Here is a 14,355-nt window from a genome sequence, read left to right as displayed (position 1 = left end):
GACCGAAGGAGGCAGCAGTGGACATGACGTACTACGACCACGGGACACCGGCGGAGCGCTGGGAGCGCGCGCTGATGTTCTTCGACGCCAAGGACTTCGCCGCCGCGGCGCGTGTGCTGGGCGGCCTGGTCGAGGAGGTGCCGGAGCAGACCGGCCCACGGCTGCTGCTGGCCCGCTCCTACTACCACTCGGCGCAACTCAAGCGCGCCGAAGCCGAGTTGCGCGTCCTCGTCGAGCGCGACCCGGTCGAGCACTACGCCCGGCTGATGCTCGGCCGCACGCTGGAGCGCCAGGGGCGGCCAGAGGAGGCTGAGACGCACCTGCGCATCGCCTCGGCGCTGGCGGGCGACTTCGAGCAGGTCTGAGCGAGACCGTGCGACGGAGGTACGGCCGGGCCCGGTTCCCTACAGGAACCGGGCCCGTCGGCTACTTCAGGGCCCCTGTGCGCCGGCCGCGCCGGTGCGCGATCTCGCCCAGCACGACGTCCACCACGACGAAGGCGGCCAGGGGGATGCCGAGCAGCGGCACGAAGTAGCCGAGTACGGCGATGACGGCGACGCCCGGGACGAGGATCGCCGGGGGTGCCTGCTGCCAGGCTCCGCGCCGGACGGGCCGGCCGAAGGCGGAGCCGCGGCCGCGCTGCCACCACATGCTGTAGCCCCAGACGATCAGCATCACCAGGGCGAGCGCCAGCAGCATCAGGGCGATCTGGTTGACCAGGCCGAGCAGGATGCCGGTGTGCAGGTCGATGCCCCATCGGGTCAGCTTCGCCAGCAGCGGGTAGTCCTCGAACCGCAGCACGTCGGTGACCTCGCCGGTGGCCGGATCGACGGCGACCGAGTCCTGCTTCTCCGGCCAGCTGCGCTGGACCTGCCGCACGACGTACGCGGAGTTCTCGTCGGCGGGCGGCACGATCTCCACCGGGTCCGTCAGGCCCTGCGCCCGGGCCGCCGCGAGCACCTTGTCCAGGCCGACACCGCGTTCGCCGGAACCGGTCGTGGCGGAGGCGCCATGACCGGAGTGCTCGCCGCCGGCCACGGCGGAGACGGACGGGGTGGCCTGGCCGAGCGAGGTGCGCAGCTCCTCGATGTTCGCTCCGGCATACGTCGACCAGGTCAGGCCGGTCGCCGACAGGAACAGGAAGCCGGCGGCGGCCCATGCGCCGACCGTGCCGTGCAGTCCCAGAGTGCGGCGCCGGCCACGGGTGCCGCGCACCTTGCGCAGGGCCCGGCGCCGGGAGAACCACAGCACCAGGCCGCCGCCCGCGATCACCCACAGCCAGCTCGCGGCGAACTCGCTGTAGAGGCGGCCGTTCTCGCCCAGGTGCAGGTCACGGTGGAACTCGTCGATCCAGGTGCGCAGCGGCAGCGCCCCGGTCGAGCCGTACTGTTCGAGGGCGCCGCGCACCTCGGCGGTGTAGGGGTCGACGAAGACGGCGAGCGTGTGGCCGGGATCGACACCCTTGACGCCGGACAGCAGCACCCTGGTCGTGGCGTCGGCCTCCGGGGAGGGCCGTACCGCCGACACCGTGCCCTCGGGGTGGGCATTGCGGGCGGCGGCCACCTGCCGGGAGACGGGCAGCTTGGCGTCGCCCACCTCGGCGACGCTCAACTCATGGGCATAGACGAGCTTTTCGGCCTGGAAGGCGCCCGCGTACAAGAAGCCGGTGACGGCTGCGACGAGCAGGAACGGGGCGACGAACACACCGGCGTAGAAGTGCAGGCGCAGCACCAGGGGACGCAGGGGCGCCCACCGGCCGGGGCGCGCTGCCGGGGCCGGGCCGGTCGGGGGGACCTCGTCCGACGGGGCTCCCCCCGATCGGGCGGAGCCGAGATGAGGGGAGGGCGAGGGAGCGGTGGACATCGGCGGGCTTCTCCGGGGGCGGGGGACGGGAGTGTGGCTGTAGTGGTCCAGTAGTCGGAGGGAGGGGGCCCTGAGTTCCCGGAGGGACAAGTGGCGTGCGCCACACGGCGAAAGGCCGGTCGGGGGACGTCATGCGATGCTTGCCGAATGGCAACTCCCCGTGACCACGCGTCCCTTGCCGAGCAGGTCGAGGAACTCCTCGCCGCCGACGGCCCGCTGCCGATCGTCGCGGCCGGTGATCCGGTGCTGCGCCGCGGCACCGCACGCTTCGACGGCCAGCTCGATCCCGCGCTGCTCGCCCGCTTCGTCGAGGCGTTGCGCGTCACCATGCGCGCGGCACCGGGCGTGGGCCTGGCCGCGCCGCAGGTCGGAGTGCGGCTGCGGATCGCGGTGATCGAGGACCCGGCACCGGTTCCGGAGGAGATCCGCCTGGCCAGGGGCCGGGAGCGGCAGCCGTTCCGGGTGCTGGTGAACCCCTCGTACGAGCCCGTCGGGCCCGCCCGGGCCGCCTTCTTCGAGGGCTGCCTGAGTGTGCCGGGTTGGCAGGCCGTGGTGGCGCGGCACGCGCAGGTGCGGCTGACGGGCGAGGACGAGCACGGGCGCGCGGTGGACGAGGTGTTCAGCGGGTGGCCGGCCCGGATCGTTCAGCACGAGACAGATCACCTCGACGGGATGCTCTACCTCGACCGGGCGGAGCCGCGCTCGCTGTCGTCGAACGAGGCGATGGCGCGGCTGTGGACGCAGCCGACGCCGGAGGAGGCGGCGAGGGCACTCGGCTTCCGGCTGCCGTGACCTGCCGAGTGCCCTGCCGGTGACGTCAGTTGTCCCGGTACGCCTCCAGCAGCCGCAGCCACACCTCGCTGATCGTCGGGAACGACGGCACCGCGTGCCACAGGCGGCCGATGGGCACCTGGCCGGCGACCGCGATCGTCGCCGAGTGGATGAGTTCGCCGACGCCGGGGCCGACGAAGGTCACGCCGCGCAGGATCTCCTCCTCGAGGTCGACGACCATGCGGGCGCGGCCCTTGTAGCCGTCGGCGTACAGGCCCGCGCCGGCGGCCGACGACATCTCGACGTCCACGGCGCGCACCCGGTGGCCGGCCTGTTCCGCCTCGGCCAGGGAGAGGCCGACGGCCGCGGCCTCCGGGTCGGTGAAGACGACCTGGGGGACGGCGTCGTGGTCGGCGGTGGCGGCGTGGGCGCCCCAGGGGTCCGACTCCAGGATGGGGACTCCGGAGGCGCGCGCGGCGATGGCGGCACCGGCGATGCGCGCCTGGTACTTGCCCTGGTGGGTGAGGAGCGCGCGGTGGTTGACGTCGCCGACGGCGTAGAGCCAGTCGCTGCCGGTGACGCGCAGGCTGTCGTCGACCGGGAGCCAGCCGCCGGGCTCCAGGCCGACGGTGTCCAGGCCGATGTCGGCGGTGCGCGGCCTGCGGCCGGTGGCGAAGAGGATCTCGTCGGCCTCGATGCGGTCGCCGGTGTCGGTCACGACCACGACCGTGCCGTTCTCGCGGGTCACCGACTCCACCGACGTGCCGGTGCGCACGTCCGCGCCGGCCTCGGTGAGGGCCTCGGCGACGAGTTCCCCGGCGAAAGGCTCCATGCGGTTGAGCAGGCCCTTGCCCCGGACGAGGACGGTGACCTGCGAGCCGAGGGCCTGCCATGCGGTGGCCATCTCGGTGGCGACCACTCCCCCGCCGACGACCACGAGACGGCCGGGCACCTCCTGCGCGCTGGTGGCGTCGCGGCTGGTCCACGGCTTGACGTCGGCGAGCCCCGGCAGGTCGGGCAGGACGGCGTCGGTGCCGGTGCAGACGGCGACGGCGTGCCGGGCGGTGAGCACCTTCCGGGTGCCGTCGGAGGCGGTGACGGTCACCGTGCGCGGGCCGGTCAGCCGGCCGTGGCCCCGGTGCAGGTCGGCACCGATGCCCTCCAGCCACTGGGCCGCGCCGTCGTCGTGCCAGTCGGAGGTGTAGTAGTTGCGGTGCGCGAGGACCGCGGCGGCGTCCAGGGGGCCCTGCACCGACTGGCGCAGGCCCGGTACGCGCCGCGCGTCCGCGCGGGCGATCACCGGGCGCAGCAGGGCCTTGCTGGGGATGCAGGCCCAGTACGAGCATTCGCCGCCGACCAGCTCGCTCTCGACGACCGCGGTGGACAGGCCGGCCGCGCGGGTGCGGTCGGCGACGTTCTCCCCCACCGGGCCGGCCCCGAGCACCACGACGTCGTACGCGAAGGTTTCCGTTTCCGTCATGGGGTCAGTCTGGTGGGTGGTGTGCGTTGAGACCACACGGGTAGGGGCTGGCGGAATAGGTGACCGCACGGCCGCGTTTGTGCCGGTGGCTTCGCCCCGACAGCAGGAAGAGGGATTCAGGTCATGAGCAGCACCGTGGAGCTCACCAAGGAGAACTTCGACCAGACGGTCACGGACAACGACTTCGTCCTGATCGACTTCTGGGCGTCCTGGTGCGGGCCGTGCCGTCAGTTCGCGCCGGTCTACGAGAAGGCGGCCGAGGAGAACCCGGACCTGGTGTTCGGAAAGATCGACACGGAGGCGCAGCCGGAGCTGGCCGCGGCCTTCGGCATCCAGTCGATCCCGACGCTGATGATCGTCCGCGATCAGGTGGCCGTGTTCGCGCAGCCGGGCGCGCTGCCCGAGGCCGCCCTGACGGACGTGATCGGGCAGGCGCGCAAGCTGGACATGGACGAGGTCCGCAAGTCGGTCGCCGAGCAGCAGGCGCAGGCCGAGCAGAACGGCCGGTAACGACCGCCTGCGGACGGGGAACGGCTAGAACGGGTACGGCGCGACGTCTCCGCGTACCGTCGTCCAGCGGATGTCGGTGAAGGCCTCCAGGTTGGCCTCGCCGCCGAAGCGGGCGCCGGTTCCGGAGGCGGCGACGCCGCCGAAGGGTGCCACGGCCTCGTCGTTGACCGTCTGGTCGTTGATGTGGACGATGCCGGTCGGGATCCGCTCGGCGAGGTCCAGGCCACGGCCGGTGTCGCGGGTGACGATGCCCAGGGACAGGCCGTACTCGCCCGCCGCGGCCAGCGCCGCCGCCTCGTCGGCGGTGGCGAAGGACCGTACGGGCGCGACCGGGCCGAAGACCTCCTCGGCGTACGCGGGGGTGTGGTCGTCGACGCCCGCGAGGACCGTCGGCCGGTAGAACAGCCGCTCGTGGGTGCCGCCCGCGGCCAGCTTGGCGCCGTGCGAGGTGCTGGCCTCGACCAGGCCGTGGATCTTCGTGAGCTGGTGGTCGTCGATGATCGGGCCGAGGTGGACCTGTTCGCGATGGGGGTCGCCGACGGCGAGGGAGTCGGCCTTGGCGGCGAGGCGCTCGACGTAGTCCTCGTACAGCGACCGGTGCACGAGGTGCCGGCCGGTCGTCATGCAGATCTGGCCCTGGTGGAAGAACGAGCCCCAGGCGGCCGTGGAGATCACCGCGTCGATGTCGGCGTCCTCCAGGACGACCAGGGCGGAGTTGCCGCCCAGTTCCAGGTGGACCCGCTTGAGGTGGCGTCCGGCGGCCTCACCGACGGCGCGGCCCGCGGCGGTGGAGCCGGTGAACGAGATGACCGGCACTTGGGGGTCGGCGACGAGTGCCTGGCCGACGTCGGGGCCGCCGGGCAGCACGTGCAGCAGTCCCTCGGGCAGGCCCGCCTCGGCGAAGACCGCGGCCAGGGACAGCCCGCCGCACACGGCGGTCCGCGGGTCCGGCTTGAGCAGGACCGCGTTGCCGAGCGCCAGGGCGGGGGCGACCGAGCGGATGGACAGGATCAGCGGCGCGTTGAACGGGGAGATCACGCCGACGACGCCCACCGGGACGCGGCGGGTGTACGACAGGCGTGGTGCCTCGCTGGGCAGGATCTGTCCGGCCGGGCGGGAGGCGAGTGCGGCGGCCTCGTAGCACTCCTGGGCGGCGACGTGCAGCTCGAAGTCGGCCTTGCCGGCGATCGAGCCGGACTCGCGGACGAGCCACTCGCGCAGTTCGTCGGCGTGCGCCGCGAACAGGTCGCCGGCCTTGCGCAGGACGCCCGCGCGGACGAAGTGCGGGACGCGGGCCCACTCGGCCTGGGCGACGCGGGCGGCCTCGGCGGCGGTGCCGACGTCCTCGGCGGCGGCGAGGGTGACCGTGGCCAGCGTGTCCCCGGTGGCGGGCTCCGTGACGGCGTACTCCGGTCCCGACAGCGGGCGGGCTTGCCAGGTTTTCGGGTCGAGCAGCGGCATGACGGCTCTCCGTTTCGTCACCGGGGGCTCAGATCATGAGCGGAAGTCCCGTGTAGTTCGCGGCCAGTTCGGCCGCCGCGTGGCGGGAAGCGGTGATCCGGCGCAACCGTGCGAGCTGCAGTCGGGTCTCGAACGCGTCCCCATCTGGTTGAGCATGCAACATCTTAGTCATCTCGTACGAGAATCGCGTGGCCTGCCACACGCGGGTCAGGCACATCTGCGAATAGCGGTCGAGGAGCTGCTCGGAGCCGCTGCGGTGCAGTTCGGCGAGGGCGCGGGCGAGGACCCGGACGTCGGAGACGGCCAGGTTGAGGCCCTTGGCGCCGGTGGGCGGGACGATGTGGGCGGCGTCGCCGGCCAGCAGCAGGCGGCCGTGGCGCATCGGCTCGTGGACGTAGCTGCGCATCGGCGTCACCGACTTGGCGGTGACGGGACCGCGGCGCAGGGTCCAGTCGGCGTCGACGGCGAAGCGGGCGGCGAGTTCGTCCCAGATGCGGTCGTCCGGCCAGCCGCCGGGGTCGGTGTCGTTGGGGACCTGGAGATAGAGCCGGGAGACCTGCGTCGAGCGCATGCTGTGCAGGGCGAAGCCGTTCTCCCCGCGCGCGTACACGAGCTCCTCGCAGGACGGGGCCACGTCGGCGAGGATCCCGAGCCAGGAGTACGGGTAGTCGTGCGCGTACGCCCGGCCCGCGGCGGCCGGGAACGCGGCGCGGGAGATGCCGTGGAAGCCGTCGCAGCCGGCCACCCAGTCGCAGGTGAGCGTCTGCTCCCGGCCCTCGTGCACGAACCGTACGACGGGCGTGTCGCTGTCCGGTTTCTCGATGGCGAGCGCCTCCGCCTCGAACAGCAGCGGCGGCCCTTCGGCCAGTTGGAGGGCGACGAGGTCCTTCACGATCTCGGTCTGGGCGTAGATGGTGACGGTGCGGCCGCCGGTGAGCGTGGGGAAGTCGATGTGGTGGCGTTCGCGGTCGAAGCGCAGCTCGATGCCCTGGTGGACCAGCCCCTCGGCGTTCAGGCGGTCGGCCGCCCCCGCCTCGCGCAGGGCGTCGACCGTGCCCTGCTCCAGCATTCCGGCGCGCTGGCGGTGCTCGACGTACTCCCGCGTCCTGGCCTCCAGGACGACGCAGTCGATGCCGGTGCGGTGCAGCAGCCGGGCGAGGAGCAGTCCGGCTGGGCCCGCGCCGATGATGCCGACCGTCGTGCGCATGCGCGCCTCCCGTGGTGTCAGCTGGAGTCGCGGCGGACCACCGTGGCGCCCAGCACCTTGTGCGTCTCGGGCGCGGCCGCCGGGTCGCGGACCGCGCGGTCGACCAGTTCGGCGAGGTCGCGGCCGGACGGCAGCTCGATGTGGACCGTGCTCAGCCGCGGCCTGAGCAGCCGGCCGAGCATGAGGTCGTCGGCACCGATGACGGCCACCTCCTCCGGAATGCGCACGCCCTCGTCCTGCAGGGCGCGCATCAGCAGCATCGCGTACTCGTCGTTGTACGCGAACACGGCGTCCAGGTCGAGATCGCGCCAGCGTGCGGCGAGGCGCGCGGCCGAGTCCTCCTCGTAGGCGAGGGGCAGCTCGGTGAGGGTCGCGGTGGTGCCGTGCAGGGCGTCGCGCACGCCCTTGAGGCGGGGCACGGAGAAGGACTCCAGCCCGTGTTCCCGGGGCACGATCACCCCGATGCGGCGCCGGCCGCGGTCATGGAGGTGGCTGCCCGCGCAGTGTCCGACGGCCTCGTGGTCCATCAGCAGGGCGTGGGCGCCGTCGACGGGCTCGGGGCCGAGGGTGACCACGGCCCGGGCGCCGGAGCCCTTGAGTACCTTCACGCCCTGCGGACCGAGACCCCGGCCGGGCACCAGCACGGCCACGGGCCGCAGTTCGGCCCAGGCGCGGACGGCCTCGTCGCCGTACAGACCGACGGAACCGAACTGCACGACCGTGTAGTCCAGGCGGCCGAGCGCCCACTGCAGCTCGCTGATGAACTGGCTGTAGAGCGGGCCGACCGGGACGTCGGGCGCGGGCATCAGAACGATGCGGCTGTGCCCGGCGCGCAGACTGCGGGCGGCGGCGTGGGGGACGTATCCGAGTTCCTTGGCGGCCTCGTGGACGCGGCGGCGCGTGGGCTCGCTGATGCGGACGGAGCTGGTGTTGTTGAGGACGTAGGAAACGGTCGCGCGCGAGACTCCGGCCAGGCGGGCCACATCGGCGCTCGTCGGCACGGGCCGTGGTGCCGGGGACGAGGGCGCGGGCGTTTTCGGTATCTGCACCATGACGTACCGCATCTTCGCAGAACCCGACGCCCGTGATCCGGGTGCGGGAACTTCGCAATCAAGTCGGTAGAGAGCGAGTTCGGGCCAGGTCGTCGGAGCGCGTTGTCCGGTCACTTTGGGAACATGTTCGTCACGAACTTGTTCGCAACGAACATGTTCGTTACCTTGGAGCCATGACAGATCGATCCGACACCCCGCGCAGCCGCCGGGAGCGCCCGGCCAAGCCCGCTCTGAGCAGGGAGGGCATCGTGGCCGCCGCCGTCGCGATCCTGCGGGCCGAGGGGTTGCAGAAGGTGACCATGCGGCGCCTGGCGCAGGAGCTCGACACCGGCCCCGCCTCGCTGTACGTCTACGTCCGCAACACCGCCGAGCTGCACGCGGCCGTCCTGGACGAACTGCTCGGCACCGTCGGGCGGGCGCCGGCCGCGGGTGACTGGCGGGAGCGTCTGGAGCGGGTGCTGGACTCGTACACCGAGATGCTCTTCGCGCACCCGAGCCTGGCCCGTTCCGCGCTGAGCGCCCGCCCGAGCGGCCCGCACTACCTGAACCTCATCGAGACGCTGCTGGCCCTGCTGGACGAGGGCGGTGTCCCGCCCGCGCAGGCCGCGTGGGGTGTGGACCTGCTGCTGCAGCACGCGACGGCGTCCGCCGCCGAGCACGCCGAGACGGCCTCCGAGGAGGACTGGGACGCCCTGCGCGGGGCCCTGCGCGACGTCCCGGAACGTACGCATCCGCGCATCTCCGCCCTGGGCGACGCGCTCCTGTCCGGGACGCCCGAGACACGCCTGGCCTGGGGGCGGCGGACGCTCATCGCCGGCATCGAGCGCACCGCCGTACCCGAATGACCTTCCTGCCGCACCGAACCGTCCCAAGGAGTAGGCCATGACCACACACCACCCCATCGCCGTCGTCGGCGCCGGACTCGGCGGCCTCGCCCTCGCCCGCGTGCTGCACGTGCACGGCATCGAGGCCGCCCTCTACGACCTGGACGCCTCCCCCACGGCGCGCGTCCAGGGCGGCATGCTCGACATCCACGACGACTCGGGACAGGGGGCGCTGCGCGCCGCGCGGCTGTACGAGGAGTTCCTGGCCCTCGTCCATCAGGGCGGGCAGGCCGTACGGGTCCTCGACAAGGACGCGACGGTCGTCCTGGACCAGCCGGACGACGACGCCGGGGGCCGTCCCGAGATCGACCGCGGCGACCTGCGCGACCTGCTGCTCGGCTCACTGCCCGAGGGCACCGTCCGCTGGGGCGCCAAGGTCACCGGAGCGCGGCCCCTCGGCGACGGCCGGCACGAGGTGGCGCTCGCCGACGGCACGGTCTTCACCACGGACCTGCTGGTCGGCGCCGACGGCGCCTGGTCACGCGTGCGCCCGCTCGTCTCCGACGCCCGGCCCGCCTACACCGGTGTGTCGTTCGTCGAGGTGGACCTGCACGACGCGGATCTGCGTCACCCGGTCAGCGCCGAGGTGGTCGGCGACGGCATGCTGTTCGCCCTCGGGGAGGGCCGCGGCTTCCTCGCGCACCGGGAGACCGACGGCAGCCTGCACGTCTACGCCGCGCTGGTGAGCGCCGAGGAGTGGCTCGACGGTGTCGACTTCACCGACACCGAGGCGGCCAAGGCCAGGGTTCTTGAGCACTTCGCCGACTGGGACAAGAGCCTGCGGTCTCTGATCGCCGACGCGGACGGCGCCCTCGTCCCGCGGCGCATCCACGCGCTGCCGGTCGGACACCGCTGGCAGCGTGTCCCGGGCGTGACCCTGCTGGGCGACGCCGCGCACCTGATGTCCCCGTTCGCCGGCGAGGGTGCCAACCTCGCGCTGCTCGACGGCGCCGAACTCGGACTGGCCCTCGCCGCCCACCCGGGCGACACCGAGGCCGCGCTGGCCGCCTACGAGGAGAAGCTGTTCCCACGCAGCGAGCGGTCCGCGGCCGAGTCGGCGCGGCAAGGCGACTCGCTCTTCCGGGCCGACGCCCCGCAGCGGCTGGCCGACCTGTTCACCGCCCACGGCTGAGCGGACCGCACCGGGCGGCTCGGCACCGGCCCACGACTGATCAGGCCCAGCGGGGCGGCTCAGTCCCGGCTCACGCCTGAGCGGATCCAGCCAGGCGGCTCGACAGGCGCCCAAGGCTGAGCCGGCTCAACACGACAGCTTCGGCAGCCGCCCACGACCGAGCGGGCTCAGCCAGGCGGCTCGACAGGCGCCCGCAGCTGAGCCGGCTCAACACGGCAGCTGCGGCAGCCGCCGACGACGCAGCACGCTCAGCCAGGCGGCTCGACAGGCGCCCAAGGCTGAGCCGGTTAAGCACAACAGCTTCGGCAGCCGCCCACGACCGAGCGGGCTCAGCAGGGCGGCTCTGTTCCCGTCACGCGGGCGACGAGGTCCACCCAGCCTCGCTCCAGCCGCTCCAGGGGAATCCCGCGCTGGCTGGTCAGGTGGTGGATCAGCGCGGGGTCGAGGTACCCCAGCAGCGCCTGGGCGAGCAGTTCGCAGTCGGCGTCCGGCACGATCTGCCGCAACAGGACCATCACGTGCGTCGTGAGCGCCCGGATCGAGGGGTGAGCGAACCGGCGGGCCGGCTCGGGCTGCGCGGCCAGCTGGAGATCGAGCTGCTCGGCCGAGCGGTACAGCAGCGCCACACCGAACGCCCGCAACCGCTCCAGGGGCGGCGCGCCGGGGCCCAGCGGCGGCGGGCCGCCGAGGAAGTCGGCCTGCAACTTCCTCGCGGAGTGGTCCAACAGGGCCATCAGCAGACCCGTGCGGTCGCCGAAGCGACGGAAGACGGTCCCCTTGCCGACCTTGGCCGCCGCGGCCACCGCCTCCATCGTGACCCCGGCCGCGCCGTGCTCGGCGATCAGCCGGGAGGCCGCCTCCAGCAGCGCGGCTCGGTTGCGGGCGGCGTCGGCACGCAGGCAGGGCTCGTCCCCGACGGATCCGAGCTGCAACAACTCGGCCTCGCCGACGGGCTCCTGGGAGGCCGGGAAGGGCGGCACGGAGGCGGACATGAAGACAGCGTAAAGCATCGGGAACAAAACTGGACCGCAGTCCGGTTAAGGTGCTAGAAATCAAACGGACCCCGGTCCGGATTATGACGGCACCGTTTCAGCTTTCTTTGGAGTTCGCATGTCTGTTCGTATCCTCGCGCTCGTCGGCAGCCTCCGCGCCGGTTCGACCAACCGCCAGCTCGCCGAGGCGGCCGTCAAGTTCGCGCCCGAGGGCGCGGAGGTCGTGATCTTCGAGGGTCTGTCCGAGATCCCGTTCTACAACGAGGACCTCGACGTCGAGGGCAGCGTCCCGGCCGCCGCGGCCGAGCTGCGCGCCGCCGCCCAGGCCTCCGACGCGTTCCTGCTCTTCTCCCCCGAGTACAACGGCACCATTCCGGCCGTCCTGAAGAACGCCATCGACTGGCTGTCCCGCCCCTACGGCGCCGGCGCCTTCGGTGGCAAGCCGGTGGCCGTGGTCGGCACCGCGTTCGGCCAGTACGGCGGCGTGTGGGCGCAGGACGAGGCCCGCAAGGCCGTGGGCATCGCCGGCGGCAAGGTCATCGAGGACCTCAAGCTGTCCATCCCCGGCTCGCTGACCCGCTTCGCCGAGACCCACCCGGCCGACGACGCCGAGGTCGCCGCACAGCTGACCGAGGTCGTCGCCCGCCTGCACGGCCACGCGGGCGAGGCCGTCGCCGCCTGACACCGGGCCGCACGACCGGCAGGGGCCGGGCCGCGTCGGATCCAATCGGGGTTGGATCCGACGCGGCCCGGCCCTTCGTCGTACGACCGGTCCGCGCGTCCGGCGCGCGGGCCGCCGGCCTCCGTCACGCCACCGCCGTCGGCGCGAGTCGGTTCAGTTCCTCGAGCGCTGCCGCGACCGCCGGGCGTTCACGGGCGCCTCTGCGCGTGCACGTGAGGAGACTGCGGTGGGGGTTGCCAGTGCAGCGCACCCGGGTGATCGGCAGGTGAGGGGTGAGGTGGGCCAGTCGTGGGATGAGGGCCACGCCGAGACGGTTGGCGACGAGGTGGGCGATGACGTTCCAGTCCAGGGCGTGATGGACGACATGGGGGCTGAAGCCGGCCCTGCCGCACGCCGACATCACGTGCAGGCGGCACGGACTCTCCGGCACGGGCGCGATCCACGTCTCGTGCGCGGCGTCGGCGAGATCGACGCGCTCGCGCCCGGCCAGTGGATGTTCTTGCGGTACGACTAGGTCGAACGGGTCGTCCAGGAGCGCCTGTTGGTCGAAGCGGGCGTCGCTCAGCGGCGGGTTGAGCGGTGTGGCCTCGACGACCGCCAGGTCGGTCTCCCCCTCGAAGAGCAGGTCGAAGCTCTCCGGCAGGGCCGCCTCCCGGACCCGGACGGTCAGCCTCGGATGCCGTTCCTGCAGCCGGGCCGCCAGCGGCGCGAGCAGCACCGACACGGCCACCGGGAACCCGCTGACGCGCAGGGGTCCGGCAGGGTCGGCGTGATCGGCGCGCAGGTCCAGCTCGGCCTGTTCCCAGCGGGCCTGGATGGCGTCGGCGTGCGCGAGCAGGGTCAGGGCGGCCGGGGTGAGCCGTACCCCGCGTCCCTGCGGTTCGAGGAGGTCGACGCCCAGCTCTCGGGCGAGTTGCCGGATCTGCTGGGAGGCGGCGGAGGGAGTGAAGTGCAGCGCGCGGGCGGCCGCGGTGACCGTGCCGTAGTGGGCGACCGCCCGCAGGACGTGGAGCCGGCGCAGGTCAATCATGAAGGCCAGGCTTCAAGGTCGGCTCCGACAAGTCAACCTGGACGTGTACGAATTCCGTGCCGCACCCTGGCTGTGTCGCGACGGTCAACCGCCCCCGAGGTACGAGGAGTCTGCCGCCATGACCAGCACCACCGGCGCCGCCGCCTGCCCGCACTGCGGCTGGCCCGACGGCGCCGAGCCCTTCCGGGTGGTGTCCCGGCACGTCACGGCCGCCGGCAGCACGCTGTGGACCCGTTGCGCCTGCGGCTCGCTGCAGGTCCGGATGGTCGACGGATGCGGCACGCGCGTCGTCTCCCGCAGCCGTCCGAACTGACCGCGCTCTCAGTCCAGTTCGGCGAGGCGCGCGGTGACCGGGGCGACGAAACGCTCCATCCAGGCCGCGGTCTCACCGAGCCGGGGCGCCAGGATCACCGTGTCGAGGCCGAGCTTGGTGTAGCCGCCGATGTCCCGCAGGAACGCGTCGAGGTCGCCGTCCGTGGCGGCGTCGCCCATGTAGGCCATGGTCTTGCGGATGCGGTCGTAGTCGCGCCCCAGGGCGTCGCAGTGCCCGCGCAGCACGTCGAGCTTGTGCCGGACCTCCTCGGGTGAGGTGGCGAACAGGTTGCACGCGTCGCCGTACTGGGCGACCAGGCGCAGGGTCTTCTTCTCGCCGCCGCCACCGATCATGATCTCGGGGTGCGGGCTGCTGACCGGCGGCGGGACGCACAGGGTCTCCGCGAGCCTGTAGTGCCGGCCCTCGAAGGGCCCGACGGCTTCCGGGTCCCACATCTGCAGACAGATCCGCAGGGTCTCCTCCAGCCGCTCGAAGCGCTCGGCCAGCGGCGGGAACGGCACACCGAGGCCCTCGTGCTCACGGTCGTACCAGGCGGCGCCTATGCCGAGGGTGGCCCGGCCGCCGGACAGCACGTCGAGCGTGGTGGCGATCTTGGCGAGCAGGCCGGGATGACGGTACGTCACTCCGGTGACGAGCGCGCCGAGCCGGACCGTGGAGGTGTGGCCGGCGAGGTAGGCGAGGGTCGTGTAGGCCTCCAGCATCGGGTCCTCGGCACCACCGTTGAACTCCATCTGGAAGTAGTGGTCCATGACCGACAGCCAGCTGACCCCGGCCGCCTCGGCCGCGGCGCCCGCGGCGGCGAGCTCGGAGCCGAGCGCGTCCCCGCCGCCGCTGTGGTCGAACCGGTTGATGTGTACGCCCACCCGCATGTCGGTCTCCCGTTCGCCGGACCTGCATCCATCGCGGCCGACGCTAGGTCTTCGAGCGCTCTCGAAGTCAAGCGCGCCCTGTCCGTCG

The 14,355-nt window shown here is 72.8% G+C and carries 15 protein-coding genes; 7 read left to right on the top strand and 8 right to left on the bottom strand.

The window, feature by feature from the left end:
* The first annotated feature begins 17 nt into the window (after positions 1-17).
* The gene (locus tag FBY22_RS12985; protein WP_142145229.1) at positions 18-365 is read left to right on the top strand and encodes a tetratricopeptide repeat protein; all 348 of its coding nucleotides are present in this window, start codon (positions 18-20) and stop codon (positions 363-365) included.
* Positions 366-426: 61 nt separating this feature from the next.
* Here the strand turns inward: FBY22_RS12985 and FBY22_RS12980 are convergent, their stop codons facing one another.
* A complete protein-coding gene (locus FBY22_RS12980; protein WP_142145227.1) occupies positions 427-1,863 on the bottom strand; it encodes a PepSY domain-containing protein in 1,437 nt (478 codons plus the stop codon).
* Positions 1,864-2,010: 147 nt separating this feature from the next.
* Here FBY22_RS12980 and FBY22_RS12975 point away from each other — a divergent pair, with 147 nt between their 5' ends.
* Complete coding sequence (locus tag FBY22_RS12975) at positions 2,011-2,655, top strand: peptide deformylase (protein WP_142145225.1); 645 nt, start codon at positions 2,011-2,013, stop codon at positions 2,653-2,655.
* A 25-nt stretch (positions 2,656-2,680) separates the two neighbouring features.
* On the opposite strand, the gene FBY22_RS12970 is transcribed toward FBY22_RS12975, so the two are convergent.
* Entirely contained in the window at positions 2,681-4,114 is a 1,434-nt protein-coding gene (locus FBY22_RS12970; RefSeq protein ID WP_142145223.1) for an NAD(P)/FAD-dependent oxidoreductase, read from the bottom strand.
* Between the two features lie 123 nt (positions 4,115-4,237).
* Between FBY22_RS12970 and trxA the strand changes: the two genes are divergently transcribed.
* On the top strand, positions 4,238-4,624 hold the full coding sequence (gene trxA / locus FBY22_RS12965; RefSeq protein ID WP_142145221.1) for a thioredoxin: 387 nt from the start codon (positions 4,238-4,240) through the stop codon (positions 4,622-4,624).
* Between the two features lie 24 nt (positions 4,625-4,648).
* Here the strand turns inward: trxA and FBY22_RS12960 are convergent, their stop codons facing one another.
* Genes FBY22_RS12960 through FBY22_RS12950 form a run of 3 tightly spaced genes read right to left on the bottom strand, consistent with a single transcriptional unit; the run spans position 4,649 to position 8,356 of the window.
* On the bottom strand, positions 4,649-6,085 hold the full coding sequence (locus tag FBY22_RS12960; protein WP_142145220.1) for a benzaldehyde dehydrogenase: 1,437 nt from the start codon (positions 6,083-6,085) through the stop codon (positions 4,649-4,651).
* 28 nt (positions 6,086-6,113) lie between these two features.
* Positions 6,114-7,292 (bottom strand): 4-hydroxybenzoate 3-monooxygenase, encoded by a 1,179-nt coding sequence (locus tag FBY22_RS12955; RefSeq protein ID WP_142145218.1) that lies wholly within the window; start codon positions 7,290-7,292, stop codon positions 6,114-6,116.
* 17 nt (positions 7,293-7,309) lie between these two features.
* Complete coding sequence (locus FBY22_RS12950; RefSeq protein WP_142145216.1) at positions 7,310-8,356, bottom strand: LacI family DNA-binding transcriptional regulator; 1,047 nt, start codon at positions 8,354-8,356, stop codon at positions 7,310-7,312.
* Positions 8,357-8,517: 161 nt separating this feature from the next.
* On the opposite strand from FBY22_RS12950, the gene FBY22_RS12945 reads away from it, so the two are divergent.
* Positions 8,518-9,189, top strand: a complete 672-nt coding sequence (locus FBY22_RS12945; protein WP_142145214.1) for a TetR/AcrR family transcriptional regulator — start codon at positions 8,518-8,520, stop codon at positions 9,187-9,189.
* Between the two features lie 37 nt (positions 9,190-9,226).
* Positions 9,227-10,360, top strand: coding sequence for an NAD(P)/FAD-dependent oxidoreductase (locus tag FBY22_RS12940; RefSeq protein ID WP_142145212.1), 1,134 nt, complete (start codon positions 9,227-9,229; stop codon positions 10,358-10,360).
* A gap of 329 nt (positions 10,361-10,689) precedes the next feature.
* Here FBY22_RS12940 and FBY22_RS12935 read toward each other — a convergent pair whose 3' ends face one another.
* Complete coding sequence (locus FBY22_RS12935) at positions 10,690-11,370, bottom strand: TetR/AcrR family transcriptional regulator (RefSeq protein ID WP_174267133.1); 681 nt, start codon at positions 11,368-11,370, stop codon at positions 10,690-10,692.
* Positions 11,371-11,470: 100 nt separating this feature from the next.
* On the opposite strand from FBY22_RS12935, the gene FBY22_RS12930 reads away from it, so the two are divergent.
* On the top strand, positions 11,471-12,034 hold the full coding sequence (locus FBY22_RS12930) for an NAD(P)H-dependent oxidoreductase (RefSeq protein ID WP_142145210.1): 564 nt from the start codon (positions 11,471-11,473) through the stop codon (positions 12,032-12,034).
* A gap of 124 nt (positions 12,035-12,158) precedes the next feature.
* On the opposite strand, the gene FBY22_RS12925 is transcribed toward FBY22_RS12930, so the two are convergent.
* Positions 12,159-13,064: a LysR family transcriptional regulator gene (locus tag FBY22_RS12925; RefSeq protein ID WP_142145208.1), complete on the bottom strand. Its 906-nt coding sequence runs from the start codon at positions 13,062-13,064 to the stop codon at positions 12,159-12,161.
* Between the two features lie 118 nt (positions 13,065-13,182).
* Between FBY22_RS12925 and FBY22_RS12920 the strand changes: the two genes are divergently transcribed.
* Positions 13,183-13,377, top strand: a complete 195-nt coding sequence (locus tag FBY22_RS12920; RefSeq protein WP_142145206.1) for a hypothetical protein — start codon at positions 13,183-13,185, stop codon at positions 13,375-13,377.
* A gap of 8 nt (positions 13,378-13,385) precedes the next feature.
* Here the strand turns inward: FBY22_RS12920 and FBY22_RS12915 are convergent, their stop codons facing one another.
* Positions 13,386-14,267, bottom strand: a complete 882-nt coding sequence (locus FBY22_RS12915; RefSeq protein WP_142145204.1) for an LLM class F420-dependent oxidoreductase — start codon at positions 14,265-14,267, stop codon at positions 13,386-13,388.
* Positions 14,268-14,355: the final 88 nt, after the last annotated feature.

The organism is Streptomyces sp. SLBN-31, from assembly GCF_006715395.1.
In the GTDB taxonomy this organism is placed as follows: Bacteria; Actinomycetota; Actinomycetes; order Streptomycetales; family Streptomycetaceae; genus Streptomyces.
Note: the sequence above shows the minus strand (reverse complement) of the source record. Positions and strands in the feature narration are given on the sequence as shown.

Excerpts from the sequence above, each read along its gene's own strand:
- FBY22_RS12980 (WP_142145227.1), bottom strand. The coding sequence starts at position 1,863 with ATGTCCACCGCTCCCTCGCCCTCCCCTCATCTCGGCTCCGCCCGATCG.
- FBY22_RS12975 (WP_142145225.1), top strand. The coding sequence starts at position 2,011 with ATGGCAACTCCCCGTGACCACGCGTCCCTTGCCGAGCAGGTCGAGGAA.
- FBY22_RS12970 (WP_142145223.1), bottom strand. The coding sequence starts at position 4,114 with ATGACGGAAACGGAAACCTTCGCGTACGACGTCGTGGTGCTCGGGGCC.
- trxA (WP_142145221.1), top strand. The coding sequence starts at position 4,238 with ATGAGCAGCACCGTGGAGCTCACCAAGGAGAACTTCGACCAGACGGTC.
- FBY22_RS12960 (WP_142145220.1), bottom strand. The coding sequence starts at position 6,085 with ATGCCGCTGCTCGACCCGAAAACCTGGCAAGCCCGCCCGCTGTCGGGA.
- FBY22_RS12955 (WP_142145218.1), bottom strand. The coding sequence starts at position 7,292 with ATGCGCACGACGGTCGGCATCATCGGCGCGGGCCCAGCCGGACTGCTC.
- FBY22_RS12950 (WP_142145216.1), bottom strand. The coding sequence starts at position 8,356 with ATGCGGTACGTCATGGTGCAGATACCGAAAACGCCCGCGCCCTCGTCC.
- FBY22_RS12945 (WP_142145214.1), top strand. The coding sequence starts at position 8,518 with ATGACAGATCGATCCGACACCCCGCGCAGCCGCCGGGAGCGCCCGGCC.
- FBY22_RS12940 (WP_142145212.1), top strand. The coding sequence starts at position 9,227 with ATGACCACACACCACCCCATCGCCGTCGTCGGCGCCGGACTCGGCGGC.
- FBY22_RS12935 (WP_174267133.1), bottom strand. The coding sequence starts at position 11,370 with ATGCTTTACGCTGTCTTCATGTCCGCCTCCGTGCCGCCCTTCCCGGCC.
- FBY22_RS12930 (WP_142145210.1), top strand. The coding sequence starts at position 11,471 with ATGTCTGTTCGTATCCTCGCGCTCGTCGGCAGCCTCCGCGCCGGTTCG.
- FBY22_RS12925 (WP_142145208.1), bottom strand. The coding sequence starts at position 13,064 with ATGATTGACCTGCGCCGGCTCCACGTCCTGCGGGCGGTCGCCCACTAC.
- FBY22_RS12920 (WP_142145206.1), top strand. The coding sequence starts at position 13,183 with ATGACCAGCACCACCGGCGCCGCCGCCTGCCCGCACTGCGGCTGGCCC.
- FBY22_RS12915 (WP_142145204.1), bottom strand. The coding sequence starts at position 14,267 with ATGCGGGTGGGCGTACACATCAACCGGTTCGACCACAGCGGCGGCGGG.